12 protein-coding genes are annotated in these 13,421 nt (G+C 69.6%); 1 reads left to right on the top strand and 11 read right to left on the bottom strand.

All coding sequences use genetic code 11. The annotated features are described in order from the left end of the window. Positions 1–2: 2 nt before the first annotated feature. The 11 genes from murC to CYL12_RS01865 all read right to left on the bottom strand — a co-directional run bounded on the left by murC (position 3) and on the right by CYL12_RS01865 (position 12,233). Positions 3–1,403, bottom strand: coding sequence for a UDP-N-acetylmuramate--L-alanine ligase (gene murC / locus CYL12_RS01915; protein ID WP_101845035.1), 1,401 nt, complete (start codon positions 1,401–1,403; stop codon positions 3–5). Between the two features lie 42 nt (positions 1,404–1,445). Further along, on the bottom strand, positions 1,446–2,522 hold the full coding sequence (locus CYL12_RS01910; protein WP_101845033.1) for a UDP-N-acetylglucosamine--N-acetylmuramyl-(pentapeptide) pyrophosphoryl-undecaprenol N-acetylglucosamine transferase: 1,077 nt from the start codon (positions 2,520–2,522) through the stop codon (positions 1,446–1,448). Further along, a complete protein-coding gene (gene ftsW, locus CYL12_RS01905) occupies positions 2,519–3,724 on the bottom strand; it encodes a putative lipid II flippase FtsW (RefSeq protein ID WP_101845031.1) in 1,206 nt (401 codons plus the stop codon). The genes CYL12_RS01910 and ftsW overlap by 4 nt, the downstream gene beginning before the upstream one ends. Next, positions 3,693–5,228, bottom strand: a complete 1,536-nt coding sequence (murD, locus tag CYL12_RS01900) for a UDP-N-acetylmuramoyl-L-alanine--D-glutamate ligase (protein ID WP_101845028.1) — start codon at positions 5,226–5,228, stop codon at positions 3,693–3,695. The genes ftsW and murD overlap by 32 nt, the downstream gene beginning before the upstream one ends. Beyond that, positions 5,218–6,324: a phospho-N-acetylmuramoyl-pentapeptide-transferase gene (gene mraY / locus CYL12_RS01895; protein ID WP_101845026.1), complete on the bottom strand. Its 1,107-nt coding sequence runs from the start codon at positions 6,322–6,324 to the stop codon at positions 5,218–5,220. Before mraY ends, murD begins: the two co-directional genes overlap by 11 nt. After that, positions 6,321–7,733 (bottom strand): UDP-N-acetylmuramoyl-tripeptide--D-alanyl-D-alanine ligase, encoded by a 1,413-nt coding sequence (gene murF / locus CYL12_RS01890; RefSeq protein ID WP_101845024.1) that lies wholly within the window; start codon positions 7,731–7,733, stop codon positions 6,321–6,323. Before murF ends, mraY begins: the two co-directional genes overlap by 4 nt. 27 nt (positions 7,734–7,760) lie before the next feature. Continuing rightward, entirely contained in the window at positions 7,761–9,530 is a 1,770-nt protein-coding gene (locus CYL12_RS01885) for a peptidoglycan D,D-transpeptidase FtsI family protein (RefSeq protein ID WP_101845022.1), read from the bottom strand. 25 nt (positions 9,531–9,555) lie between these two features. After that, entirely contained in the window at positions 9,556–10,128 is a 573-nt protein-coding gene (locus CYL12_RS01880; RefSeq protein WP_101845020.1) for a hypothetical protein, read from the bottom strand. Continuing rightward, a complete protein-coding gene (gene rsmH, locus CYL12_RS01875) occupies positions 10,125–11,063 on the bottom strand; it encodes a 16S rRNA (cytosine(1402)-N(4))-methyltransferase RsmH (protein ID WP_101845018.1) in 939 nt (312 codons plus the stop codon). Before rsmH ends, CYL12_RS01880 begins: the two co-directional genes overlap by 4 nt. A gap of 103 nt (positions 11,064–11,166) precedes the next feature. Beyond that, complete coding sequence (gene mraZ / locus CYL12_RS01870; protein ID WP_101845016.1) at positions 11,167–11,598, bottom strand: division/cell wall cluster transcriptional repressor MraZ; 432 nt, start codon at positions 11,596–11,598, stop codon at positions 11,167–11,169. A 260-nt stretch (positions 11,599–11,858) separates the two neighbouring features. Then, on the bottom strand, positions 11,859–12,233 hold the full coding sequence (locus CYL12_RS01865) for a DUF3040 domain-containing protein (RefSeq protein WP_101845013.1): 375 nt from the start codon (positions 12,231–12,233) through the stop codon (positions 11,859–11,861). Between the two features lie 84 nt (positions 12,234–12,317). On the opposite strand from CYL12_RS01865, the gene CYL12_RS01860 reads away from it, so the two are divergent. Continuing rightward, entirely contained in the window at positions 12,318–13,421 is a 1,104-nt protein-coding gene (locus tag CYL12_RS01860) for a polyprenyl synthetase family protein (RefSeq protein WP_101845011.1), read from the top strand.

Raw genomic sequence — 13,421 nt, 5'->3', positions numbered from 1 at the left:
GGCTACGCCCCGTCTGTCCGGCGCAGCGACTCCAGAACCTGCGGGATGATCTGGTAGACGTTGCCGCACCCGAGGGTCACGACGAAGTCGCCGTCCTGCGCGACGGACGCCGTGTAGTCGGCGGCCTCCTGCCAGTCGGCCACGAAGTGCACACGGGAGGGGTCAGCGAACGCGCCGCTCACCAGCTCGCCCGTGACACCGGGAACCGGGTCCTCTCTGGCACCGTAGACGTCCAGCATCACCGTGTGATCGGCGAGCTGCTCCAGGACGTCCGCGAACTCCTGGTACATGTGCTGCGTCCGCGAGTACGTGTGCGGCTGCTGGATCGCGATCAGGCGGCCCGAGCCGGCGATGCTGCGCATGGCCTCGAGGGCGGCCCGCACCTCGGTCGGGTGGTGGGAGTAGTCGTCGTAGACCGTGACCCCGCGCTCCTCGCCGTGGCGCTCGAGGCGACGGATCGTCCCCGCGAAGCCCTCGACGGCACGCATGGCGGCGCGAAGCGGATGCCCGAGCGCGAGGAGGACGGCGACCGCTCCCGTCGCGTTGACCGCATTGTGCACACCGGGAACGGCGAGCTGCATGCGCTCCGACTCGCCGCCGTGGGAGACGACGGCGGCAACGGGACCGGAGGTGACGATGTCACTGACGCGGACGTCGGCGTCCTCGGCCTGCCCGAAGGTGAGGATGCGGGGGTGGGACAGACCGGCCAGCACGCGGAGCGCGCCCGGGTCGTCGCTGGAGATGACCACGGCCTCGGAGGCCGCATCCGCGAAGCGCACGAACGCATCGTGGAAGGCTTCGTCGGAGCCGTAGTGGTCGAGATGGTCGGGGTCGACGTTCGTGATGAGCGCCACCGCCGTGTCGTACAGGAGGAAGGTCCCATCCGACTCATCCGCCTCGATGACGAAGAGGTCGCCGCTCCCGGTCGCGCTGGACGTGCCCAGCTGCTCGATCACCCCACCGTTGACGAAGTGCGGGTCCGCGCCGAGCTCACGCAGCGCCGTGACGATCATCCCCGTGGACGTCGTCTTGCCGTGGGCGCCCGCCACCGAGACGAGTCGGCGCGTGCCGATCAGCCAGTGGAGTGCCTGGGACCGATGGATGACGTGCAGGCCGTGCGCCTTCGCGGTGACGAACTCGGGGTTCTCGGGCCAGATGGCGCCGGTGTGCACCACGGTGTCCGCATCGGCGAGGTGCGCGGCATCGTGGCCGACGTGCACCGTCGCCCCCGCGGCCGCCAGCGCGCGGAGGTTGTCGCTGTCGGCGCGGTCGCTGCCGGAGACGCGGATGCCCGCGTCGAGGAACATCTTGGCGAGTCCGCTCATCCCCGAACCACCGATGCCGATGAAGTGCGCGGCGGTGATCGTCTCAGGGATGGGGAGGGAGAGGTCGGGTCTGATCATGTCCGCTTCAGTCTACTTTTCGTTCTCGTCCGGACGGCGGCGTCACGCCGCGCCGAGCGCACGGTCGATCATCGCCACGACGTTCTCGGTGCCGGTACGGGTGCCGGTCGTCTCCGCGGCTTCCGCCATCCGCCGGAGGCGTTCGCGGTCGCCGAGCAGCGGCACGACGATCCGGCGCACCGCGTCGCCATCGAAGCTCGCGTCGTCGAGGAGCTGCGCCGCCCCCGCGGCCACAGCGGAGCCGGCGTTCAAACGCTGCTCGCCGTTGCCCACCGAGTACGGCACGTACAGCGCGGGGATGCCGAGCGCGCTGATCTCGCTCACCGTCGCCGATCCCGAGCGGGACACGATGAGGTCGGCCAGGGCGAAGGCGAGATCCATACGGTCGACGTAGCGACGGAGGACGTACCCGGGCACGCCGGGGTCGGGGAGTTCGCTGCGCTCCCCCGTCACGTGCAGAAGCTGCCAGCCGGCGGCGAGGATGTCGCGCCACGAGTCCGCGAGGGCGTCGTTCAGCCGCTGTGCGCCGAGCGAGCCACCGAAGACGAGCAGCACGGGACGACCGGCATCGAGACCGAAGTACTCGGCCGCCTCGCCACGCCGCGCCGCCCGGTCGAGGGTGATGACCTCGCGCCGCAACGGCATGCCGACCACCTCGCTCCCCCGCAGCGGGGTTCCGGCGAAGGCGACGCCCACCCCTGCCGCGGCTCGGGCGCCGAGCACATTCGCCAGCCCCGGCTTCGCATTGGCCTCGTGCACGACGAAGGGGATGCGCTCTCGGCGCGCGGCGACGTAGGCGGGCGCCGAGGCATAGCCGCCGAAGCCCACGACGACGTCGATGCCGTGCTGCCGGATGTGCGAGCGCACCTGGGCGATCGCTCGGCGGAACCGGCCGGGGAACGCGGCGGCCTGGGCGTTCGGGCGCCGCGGGAACGGCACCTTGTCGACGATGAGCAGCTCGTAGCCGCGCTCGGGGACGAGCCGGGACTCCAGCCCCTCCGCCGTGCCGAGCACGAGGATCGTCGCCGAGGGATCGCGCTCGCGAAGGGCGTCGGCGACGGCGAGCAGCGGATTGACATGGCCGGCGGTGCCACCGCCGGCGAGGAGGTACGAAGTCACCTCGCGACCCTACCCCGCTCGGCTGACTGCTTCTCGGTGACCGGGATCGTGCGCGCGAAGGCCAGCAGGACACCACAGGCGATGAGCACGGCGAAGAGGGCCGTGCCTCCCTGAGACATGAACGGCAGAGGGACGCCCATCACCGGGAAGACCCCGATGACCACGCCGATGTTCAGTACGGCCTGGCCGACGATCCACACCGTGATGCCGCCCGCCGCGACGCGGATGAACGGGTCGGAGGTCTTGCGGATCACATGGAAAGCGCCGACCGTGAAGAACGTGAAGAGGGCGAGCACGACGATGCAGCCGATCAGGCCGAGCTCCTCGCCGACGATGGCGAAGATGAAGTCGTTGCCGGCTGCGGGGAGCCAGCCGTACTTCTCCTGGGAGTTGCCGAGGCCGAGCCCGAAGACACCGCCGGAGGCCATGCCCCAGATGCCGTGGATCGACTGGTAGCAGTCCGTGTAGTAGAGCGCCATGTCGTCGCAGGTCGCCGTGATGCGGCGCATGCGATCCTCGCTGGAGAGCGCGTAGGCCAGCACGGCGACCACGCCCAGGATCATCGGGATGATGAACAGCCGCAGCTTCACGCCGGAGAAGAAGAGGCAGCCGAGGAGGATGAGGACCATCACCATCGCGGTGCCGAGGTCCTTGCCCGCGAGCACCGTGCCGATCGCCAGGGCGCCGACGGGGACGACCGGGATGAAGACGTGGTGCCAGGTCCCCAGCATGGTCTGCTTGCGCAGGAGCACGGCGGCGATCCACAGGGCGAGGGCGAGTTTGAGGAACTCCGACGGCTGCATCTGGAAGCCCGCCACCTGGATCCAGTTCCGGTTGCCGCCGTCGGCGACGCCGAGCGGGGTGAACACGAGGAGCTGGAGGGCCACCGCCCCGAAGAGTGCCGGCCAAGCCATGCGCTTGAGGAAGGCCACAGGGAAGCGGCTGATGAGGAACATCATCGGAACGCCGAGGAGAGCGAAGACGCCCTGCCGGAGCGCCCCGTCCAAGGGGTTCTGCGCGTTCGCCACTGCGGTGGCGCTCGTCGCCGACAGGACCATCACGAGGCCGAAGATGGTGAGGAGCAGAGCGGTCGAGGCGATCAGCAGGAACTCGGTCGACACCGGCGTGAAGCGGCGCCCGAGCGAGACCCGCGCTGCGAGACCACCCGACTCAGAACGCGGAGGGCGAGCCACCTGCGTCATCGGCGCTCCCCCGATCGATCCATTCCCGCACCGCCTCGGCGAAGCGGTGGCCGCGATCCGCGTAGCTGGAGAACTGGTCGAAGGATGCGGCGGCGGGAGCGAGGAGCACAGTGCCCTCCCCGTCGACGATCCCCGCCGCGATCTCCACGACGCGGTTCATGACCTGTCCAGTGTCACCAGCATCGACCTGGAAGACCGGCACCGTCGGCGCGTGTCGCTCGAATGCCGTGACGACAGCCGCGCGATCCACGCCGATGACGACCGCGGCACGCGCGGTCCGGCCCGCATCGGCCACGAGCTCGGCGATGTCGACGCCCTTGAGGTCGCCGCCGACGACCCAGACGGCCCCCGGGTACGCCCGCAGCGAGGAGGCGGCCGCGTGCGGGTTCGTCGCCTTGGAGTCGTCGACCCAGGTGATGCCGGCGTGCCGGGCCACGATCTCGATGCGGTGCGCGTCCAGCCGGAAGGTCTGCAACGCCGCGTGGATCGCCTCGGGCTCGACGCCGAGCGACCGCGCCAGAGCACTGGCCGCGAGGATGTTCTGCACGATGTGCGGTGCCGAGAGACCTGCGGCTTCGAGATCGGCGACCGTCGTCAGCTCCAGGGCGCTGCGGGCCCGATCGTCGAGGAACGCGCGATCGACCAGCAGGCCCTCCACCACCCCGAGGTCGCTGGGCCCAGGGATGCCGAGGTCGAAGCCGATCGCACGGGCGCCCTCGACGACGTCGGCCTCCTCGACCATCCGCCGGGTCGCTTCGTCCGCCTTGTTGTAGACGCAGGCGACCCGTGTGTTGCGATAGACGAGCGCCTTGGCGTCACGGTAGGCCTGCGCGCTCCCGTGCCAGACGAGGTGATCGTCGGCGAGGTTGAGGCAGACCGCGGCATGCGGGAACAGCTCGCCCTCGGGACGCGACAGCCCGAGATACCAGAGCTGGTGGCTGGACAGCTCGACCACCAGGGTGTCGAAGCCGGCGGGATCACGGACTGCGTCGAGCACCGGCACGCCGATGTTGCCGCACGGTGCGGCACGCAGCCCGCCCGCGACGAGCAGCGTCGCCGTCAGCTGGGTCGTGGTCGTTTTCCCGTTGGTTCCGGTGATCAGCACCCAGTCGGCCGGGGTGCCGTCCGGGCGGAGCACCTTGTCGCGCACCCGCCAGGCGAGCTCGACGTCGCCCCAGAGGGCGATGCCCGCGTCCTGAACCCAGCGGATGACGGGATGCGCGGGCGCGAACCCCGGGGAAGCGATGACCACCTCCGGCGCGAATGTCGTCAGCGCCTCGGGCACCTCGTCCATCGGACCGATCTCCAGGCGGGCGCCGATCACGGGAAGCAGCCGGGCGTACTCCTCCTCCGCCGATTCGCTGAGCACGAGCACATCGGCGCCGAGCTCGGCGAGCGTGTCCGCCACCGAGAAGCCGGTCATCGAGAGGCCGAGGACGGCGACGCGCAGATCACGCCAGTCGGCGTTCCAGCTCGTCAGTCCGGCCAGACGCTCAGCCGACACGGGTCAGCCATTCGACGTAGAAGAGTCCGACGGCGGACACCGCGAGCAGTCCCGCGATGATCCACATCCGCACCACGATCGTGACCTCCGACCAGCCCCGCATCTCGAGGTGGTGGTGGAACGGGCTCATGAGGAACAGCCGCTTGCCGCGGGTGATCTTGAAGTACGCGCGCTGCAGGATCACGGATCCGGAGGCGAGCACGAAGACTCCGGCGATGATAAGGAGCAGCAGTTCGGTCCGCGTCATGATCGCCATCGCGGTGATGACGCCGCCGATCGCCATCGAACCCACGTCGCCCATGAAGACCTTGGCCTTGGGGGCGTTCCACCACAGGAAGCCGATGAGGCTGGCCGCGAAGGAGGCCGAGATCACGGCGAGGTTGAACGGGTCCCGTACCTCGTAGCAGCCGCCGAGCGAGCCGGGGTCGCCGCCGATGCAGGGCTGCTTGAACTGCCAGAACGCGATGAGGCTGTACGCACCGACGACGATGACGCCGGCGCCGGCGGCGAGGCCGTCGAGACCGTCGGTGAGGTTGACGCTGTTCGAGGTCGCGACCCCGATGATCGAGATCCAGGCGAGGTAGAGGATCCAGCCGAGGATCACGCCGAACGCGAAGAGGTTCAGCCAGGTGATGTCCCGGAAGAGCGAGATCGAGGCGCTGGCGGGCGTCTGCCCCCACTTGTTCGGGAAGTTCAGCGCCACGATCCCGAACGGGATCACGACGATGAGCTGCCCGATCACCTTTCGCCAGCCGGACAGGCCGAGGCTGCGCTGGCTGCGCACCTTCATGTAGTCGTCGATGAATCCGACCACGCCGAAGCCGACCATGAGCCAGATCACGAGGATCGCGGACAGCTCGGGGGTCTCGCCACTGACGAGCACACCGGTGAAGTAGCCGACGATCGAGCCGAGGATGAAGATGACTCCGCCCATGGTCGGGGTGCCGCGCTTGGCCTCGTGGCTCGGGTTGCCCGCAGCCTCGGGGGTACGGATGACCTGCCCCCAGCCCCACTTCCGGAAGAGCCGGAGGAAGACGGGAGTCAGGAAGAGAGTGAAGGCGAGCGAGATGGCCGCCGCCATGATGAGGGACCTCACGAGAACAATTCTCCCAGACGATCGCCGAGATGCCGGAGGCCCACGGAGTTGGACGACTTCACCAAGACCCGGTCGCCGTCACGCAGCTCGGTGCGGAGGTACTCGAACGCGGCGTCCTGGTCCGGCAGATGCACGGCTTCGCTGTCCCACGACCCCTCGCTGACGGCCGCGAGGTAGAGCCGGCGGGCCTCGGGGCCGACGACGACGATACGGCGGATGTTGAGACGCACGGCGAGGAGGCCGATCCGGTCGTGCTCCTCCCCTGCGCTCTCACCGAGTTCGCTCATCGCACCGAGGACGGCGACCGTCCGCTCATCGGGTCCGGTGATCTGCGCGAGCGTCCGCAGCGCAGCCGCCATGGAGTCAGGGCTGGCGTTGTACGCATCGTTGATGATGCGCACCCGGTCGTTGCCGAGCGGCTGCATCCGCCAGCGTTCGGCGATCTCGACCGTCTCCAACCGGGACACGGCGTCGGCCGGTGCCACGCCGAGCTCCACCGCGGCGGTGATCGCCGCGAGAGCGTTCGTGACGTGGTGGGCACCGAGGACCCGCAGCCGCAACGGCAGCGCTTCGCCCGCGACCTCGACGGTGCACTGGGTGCCGGACGCCGAGACCTCGATCTCCCGCGCGTGCACGGCGGCCGCCGCAGACTGGCCGAACCCGACGACGCGGAGGCCGCGGCTCTCCGCGAGCTCGCGCATCGCCCAGACGCGGGCGTCATCGGCGTTGAGCACCGCGGTTCCGGGGACACGGGCGGCAGCCACGAGCTCGGACTTCGCCTTGGCGGTCGCCTCGATGCCACCGAACCCGCCGGCGTGCGCCATGCCGACCATGAGCACCACGACGAGGTCGGGCTCGACCAGACCGGCCAGCCGCGCGATGCTCCCCGGCGCGGCGGCGCCGAACTCGCTCACGAGGAAGCGAGTGTCGTGCGTGACCCGGAGCATCGTCACCGGGGCGCCGACCTCGTTGTTGAAGGACTTCACCGGCGCGACGGTCGGGCCCTCGTCCTCGAGGATGCGGGCGAGGAAGTTCTTGGTCGTCGTCTTGCCGTTCGAGCCGGTGATCCCCACGATGCGCAGGTTCCCCCCGGCGCGCACGCGCGCCACGACCGCCCGGGCGAGTTCACCGAGCGCGACGACGGCATCCGGCACGACGATCTGGGACACGGCGACATCGACGGGGTGCTCGACGATCGCCAGCACCGCTCCGGCCTCGACGGCAGCACCGACGAAGCGGTGCCCGTCGGTCTCCGCTCCGGGCTTGGCGACGAAGATGGACCCCGCCTCCATGGTGCGGGAATCGGTGTCGACGATGCCGTCGACGACCGTCTCCGGCGTGTGCTCTCCGGCCACGCGCAGTTCACCCCCGATGGCGGTGGTGATCTCAGCGAGCGTCAGGGCGATCATGTCATCTCCATGCGCGGCTCTCGCCGGCTATCCGAACTTGGGGAGGAGCGCGTCCATCGGGACAGAGGACGGCATCACGCGATACGTTTTCATCACCTGCGTCATCGCCTTCTGGAAGGCGGAAGCGGTGGCCGCGGACGATACAACCTTAGTCGGCTCGTCGAGGGTGACCACGACGACGTACTGCGGGTCGTCGACCGGAGCGAAGCCCACCATGCTCGTGTAGTAGACGCCCGCCTTGTAGCCGCCCTTGCCGTCGGAGACCTGCGCGGTACCGGTCTTGCTCGTCACCCGGTAGCCGGGGACCTGGATCCGGTCGGCGTTGCCGCCCTGCACGGCCACGTTCTCGAGCATGCGCGTCAGGTCCGCGGCGGTCTGCTCCTTCACGATCTGCTCGTGCTTCGGCTTCGCGCTTTCGGTGACCGTCCCGTCGGGTGCCGTGCACGACTCCACCAGCGACAGGTCGATCTTCTCGCCGCCGTTCGCGATGGCCTGGTACGCCCCCGCGAGCTGCGGGGCGGTCACCGTGAAGTACTGACCGAACGTCGTCGTGTACAGCGACTGGCTGTCCCAGTCGCTCACCGGGTGGAGGATGCCGCCCACCTCGGAGGGGAAGTCCAGGGTCTTCTCGCCGACGCCGAACCGCTGCAGGTAGTCGTAGCGGACCTCAGGGGCGACCATGGTGCCGAACTTCGACAGCGCCGTGTTGGACGAGTCGATCAGTCCACCGGCGAGCGTGTAGTTGTAGGCGGGGTGACTGAAGGCGTCGTTGACGACGGCGCCGTTCGGGAAGGTCTCGCGCGACGAGGCCGTGACCGTGCTCAAGGGCGTGAGGCCTGCCCCCTCCATCGCCGCCGCGGCCGTGATGGCCTTGAACGTCGAGCCCGGCTCGAAGTCGCGGTGGAAGATCTGGCTGTAGCGCGTCTCCGGCGTCGAGGCGTCCAGATCGTTCGGGTCCATCGCCGGCCACTCGGCGGCGGCGCGGATCTTGCCGGTCCCGACCTCGACGACCGTCACCGTGCCGCCCTTCGCACCCTGCTTCTGAGCCTCTTCACCGATCATCTGCTGGAGATACCACTGCAGGTCGCTGTTGATCGTGAGCTGCACGGTGCTGCCGTCGACGGCGTCCGTGACGGACTCGCTTCCGGGGATCACCACCCCGTCCTTGCCCTTGCGATACGTCTTCTCGCCGTTGATCGGTGCGAGGCACGAGTCCTCGAACTGCTCGATGCCGGCCTTGGCCTCCCCCGTGTTGTCGAGGAAGCCCAAGACGTTTCCCGCCACAGCGCCGTTCGGATACACCCGGGTCTCGCGGGGCGTCAGCGCCAGGTAGGACCCGAGCCCGAGATCGCGGAGAGCCATGAACTGCTCGGTGTTCAGTCCGGTCTTCAACGGCGCGTACTGGCTGTTCGGGTCCGCATCCAGGGCGTCGGAGACGCGCTTGCGGATCTCCTCGCCGGGCACCCCGGTGATCGCGGCGATCTTCTCGGAGGCCTCGGCCCACGGCAGCGCCGGATCCTTCTCCTCCGTGAGCCTGATGACCTGCGGGCTGAGCTGTGCGTCGTAGACCATGACGCTCGACGCGAGGACCGTGCCCTCCGCGTCGACGATCGATCCGCGCTGACCCGGGATCGTCGAGCCGCCGCCGATGTGCTCGAGGGACTGGTTCACGTGCTCGTCGGCGCTCACGACCTGGATGTCGATGAGCCGGACGACGAACGCGACCAGGACCGAAAGGATGACCGCCAGTGCGACGACGGTGCGTCGCCGCGGTCCGCGCGTGGCTCGTGTCGTCATGGGATCTCTCCGTCGGTCGAGGCGGTCAGTGGGTCGTGGGGCTGGGGAGGCCGTCGGTGATCGCCGGCGGCAGGTTCTGCGCGGGCGACGTGCCGCCGGTGGTGTTCTCCGCCGCGTTCTCCGCCGGCGGAGTCTCCTCGGTGACGAGGACGTTGCCGACGGCGGCGGTCCCGTGGGGATCGATCGTGGAGACGCCCTCCGCCCCGGCACCCGTGCCGAACACGGCGCCGTCGCTGAGACGGAGGTAGGACGGCGCTCCCGCCACGACCATCCCGAGGTCAGCGGCGCTGCTGGCGAGCACCTGCGGGGAGCTCAGCCCCGTGAGCTCCTCCTGCAGCGCATCCGTGCGGAGGTCGAGTTCCCGCTGCTGCGAGGTGAGTCCCGCGAGAGTGAAGGAGTCCTGCGTGATGGCGAGGGAGAGACCCACCTGCGCCGCGCCGATGGCGAGAGCACCGCCGAGCGCGACCAGCGCGTAGGCGAGCTTCGGCTTCCGACGACGCGCCGGGGCCGTCACCGGCCGGAGGCGGCGCTCTGGCGTCTTCTCCGGTTCGACCGGCTGCAGCGGCAGGGTCGGCTTGCGGACTGCGTTCATGCTCATGCGCTCTCCCGCACCTTCTCGGCGGCGCGCAGGCGCACCGGTATCGCACGCGGGTTGCGTGCGCGCTCTTCGTCGTCGGCGAGTTCCGCTCCCTTGGTGAGGATGCGGAATCGGGGGGCGTGCTCGGGCAGTTCGACCGGCAACCCGGCGGGCGCCGTCGAGGAGGACGCAGCGGCGAAGGCCTGCTTGACCAGCCGGTCCTCGAGGGACTGGTACGACATCACGACGATGCGGCCGCCGACCGCGAGGGCGTCCATGGCGGAGGGGATCGCGTCCGCGAGCACGTTCAGCTCGGCGTTGACCTCGATGCGGAGAGCCTGGAATACGCGCTTCGCCGGGTGCCCGGATCGCTGGGCCGCGGCAGGGGTGGCGGCGACGAGGATGTCGACGAGCTCGCCCGAACGCGTGATGGGCTGCTTCTGGCGGGCCTCGATGATGAAGCGCGCGTACCGGCCGGCGAGCTTCTCCTCTCCGTACCGCTCGAAGATGCGTCGCAGGTTGCCCTCGCTGTAGGTGGCGATGACCTCCGCGGCGGTGATGCCCTTCGTCTGGTCCATCCGCATGTCGAGCGGGGCGTCCTTGGAGTACGCGAAGCCGCGCTCGGCCTCATCGAGCTGCAGGGACGAGACGCCCAGGTCGAACAGGATCCCGGCGGCACCCTGGGCGTGCAGTCCGATCTCGTCGTAGACCGTGTGGACGAGCGTGACCCGGTCGCGGAACCGCGCGAGCCGCTCGCCCGCGATCCGCAGGGCGTCGGTGTCGCGGTCGAGACCGATCAGCCGGATACCGGGGAACCGCTCGAGCAGTGCCTCCGAGTGTCCGCCCATGCCGAGGGTGGCGTCGACGAGCACGGCGCCGTCCTCCTGGAGGGCGGGCGCGAGGAGCTCGACACAACGGTCGAGCAGGACGGGGGTGTGGATGTCGCGGAGGTTCATGATCTCTCTCGGGTCCGACCTTCGGCTCTGATCCCCCTCCGCTTCTCGACCCGGCACCGGGGAAGTGTGTCGGGGCGGGAGCGGCGGGGCATCACAGCCGTGGTCAGAACAGTCCGGGAATCACCTCCTGCTCCAGCTCGGCGTAGGACTCCTCGCCGGCGGCGAGGTAGGCGTTCCAGCTCTCCGCGTCCCAGATCTCGGCGTGGGCGCCGACTCCGGTCACGACGAGCTCCTTCTGAAGACCCGCGTACTGACGCAGGTGGGCGGGGATGGTGATGCGGTTCTGGCTGTCGGGCATCTCCGCACTGGCACCGGAGAGGAACATGCGCATGAAGTCACGCGCCTGCTTGTTGGCGAGCGGCGCCTGACGGATCCGCTCGTGCATCGCCTCGAACTCGGCCGTGCTGAAGACGTAGAGGCAGCGCTCCTGCCCCCGGGTGACGACGACGCCGCCGCCCAGGTCCTCGCGGAACTTCGCGGGGAGGATGACGCGACCCTTGTCGTCCAGCTTCGGTGAGTGCGTGCCCAGCAGCATCGGCCATCACCCCCTCTCCGTCCGGCCAACTCGAGGTGCGCCCCACTTTACTCCACTTTCCTCCACATTCCTACGGTCAATCCAGGCTATCGCGCCCGAGGAGGGGAAACACACGCAAGAGATCCCCGTGATTCCGGGGTGGAGGACGGTGGAGCGTGCGTGGAGGCCCAGTGGAGGAAAGGCGGCGGCCCGCGCACCCCGGACACGAAAAAGCCCGGATGCTCAGCATCCGGGCTTCGTGGTGGAGGGAAAGGGAGGGGTCAGTGACCGTCCTGGCGCCGATCCCATCGGTCGTTCATGCGGTCCATGAAGGAAGAGGAGTCCTGCCGCTTCGGAACAGGTCGGGTCCGCGCTTCGGCCGGCCCGGTTCGTCGCACGGGGGTGACGGCCAGCATCACTCCGCCGAGCATCGCTGCGAAGCCGATCACGCCGACCACGATGCCCCAGATGTCTCCGAGGATGACGCCGACGACCAGTCCGCCGACGCCGGCGAGCAGGAGGAGAGCGCCATAGACGAGGTTGCGATAGCTGAGCGTGCGGTCACCCGACGGCGCGCTCACGACGTCGGCGTCATTGTGCAGGAGATGGCGTTCCATCTCGTCGAGCAGACGTTGCTCCTGTTCGGAGAGTGGCATCTCGTCCCCCTCGGGTATGGTGCCCTCCAGTCTACGCGCGAGCGGCGTCCGGGGCTAGCGGTTCGGGCCTCTCATCCTTTACGTATGCTGGGAGTCGTGCCGACCCCCTCCCCCTCCGTCTCCGACGCCGTGGCCGCGCGGCTGGACCTCTTCCTCGACCGGATGCGGACGGAGTCGGCGGAGTACGGCGCCGATGCCGCGGCCTTCCTGGATGCGGCGGCCGACACTCTCTCCGGGGGGAAGCGGCTGCGTGCCCGCTTCTGTCACGCCGGTTGGCGCGCGGTCGCGCGCTTCCGCGACCGGCTCGCCGTCGAGGACGATGCGCTGTGGGATGTCTGCGCCGCCCTGGAGATCTTCCAGTCCGCCGCTCTCGTCCACGACGACCTCATCGACAACTCGGACACTCGGCGTGGCCGCCCCGCTGCGCATCGGGCTCTGGAGGCGTCTCATCGTTCTGCCGGCTGGTCAGGCGACGCCGCCGCCTTCGGACGTGCGGGCTCCGTGCTGCTCGGCGACCTCCTCGTCGCCTGGAGCGACGACCTCCTGGAGTCCGCGCTCGACGGCCACAGCCAGGCGCGCACCGTGCGCGCCGAGTACGCACGCATGCGCCGGGATGTCACGACCGGACAGTTCCTCGACATCGCCGAGGAGTCCGCGTGGAGCGTCAGCGACGACCGTGAGCACGCCGAACGGGCCCTTCGCGTGGCCTCACTGAAGTCGGCGCGCTACAGCATCGAGCAGCCCCTCATCCTGGGAGCGAGCCTCGCCGGAGCGGATGCCGAGCAGACCCAGGCCCTCCGCCGGTTCGGGCACCCGCTGGGTCTCGCGTTCCAGTTGCGCGACGACGTGCTCGGGGTCTTCGGCGATGCCGCCGTCACCGGGAAACCAGCGGGCGACGACCTGCGCGAGGGCAAGCGCACCGTCCTCATCGCCCTCACCAGAGAGCGGCTGGAAGCCCCGGCGCGGCGAGTTCTCGACGAGATGCTCGGAGACCCGGACCTGACCGCATCACAGGTCTCGTTCCTTCAGGAGACGATCGCCGCGACCGGAGCCCTGGAACGCGTCGAGACCATGATCGCCGACTACGCCCGAGAGGCCGACCGTGCGCTCTCCGGCGCCCGGCTCGAAGACGCCGCGGTCGGCGAGCTCCGCGATCTCGGCAGAGCGGCGACGGTGCGCTCCTCCTGA

Source organism: Zhihengliuella sp. ISTPL4 (genome assembly GCF_002848265.1).
In the GTDB taxonomy this organism is placed as follows: Bacteria; Actinomycetota; Actinomycetes; order Actinomycetales; family Microbacteriaceae; genus Microbacterium.
Note: the sequence above shows the minus strand (reverse complement) of the source record. Positions and strands in the feature narration are given on the sequence as shown.

Coding starts and splice junctions, on each gene's coding strand:
- murC (WP_101845035.1), bottom strand. CDS start 1,403: ATGATCAGACCCGACCTCTCCCTCCCCATCCCTGAGACGATCACCGCC.
- ftsW (WP_101845031.1), bottom strand. CDS start 3,724: ATGACGCAGGTGGCTCGCCCTCCGCGTTCTGAGTCGGGTGGTCTCGCA.
- murF (WP_101845024.1), bottom strand. CDS start 7,733: ATGATCGCCCTGACGCTCGCTGAGATCACCACCGCCATCGGGGGTGAA.
- CYL12_RS01885 (WP_101845022.1), bottom strand. CDS start 9,530: ATGACGACACGAGCCACGCGCGGACCGCGGCGACGCACCGTCGTCGCA.
- CYL12_RS01880 (WP_101845020.1), bottom strand. CDS start 10,128: ATGAGCATGAACGCAGTCCGCAAGCCGACCCTGCCGCTGCAGCCGGTC.
- rsmH (WP_101845018.1), bottom strand. CDS start 11,063: ATGAACCTCCGCGACATCCACACCCCCGTCCTGCTCGACCGTTGTGTC.
- mraZ (WP_101845016.1), bottom strand. CDS start 11,598: ATGCTGCTGGGCACGCACTCACCGAAGCTGGACGACAAGGGTCGCGTC.
- CYL12_RS01865 (WP_101845013.1), bottom strand. CDS start 12,233: ATGCCACTCTCCGAACAGGAGCAACGTCTGCTCGACGAGATGGAACGC.
- CYL12_RS01860 (WP_101845011.1), top strand. CDS start 12,318: ATGCTGGGAGTCGTGCCGACCCCCTCCCCCTCCGTCTCCGACGCCGTG.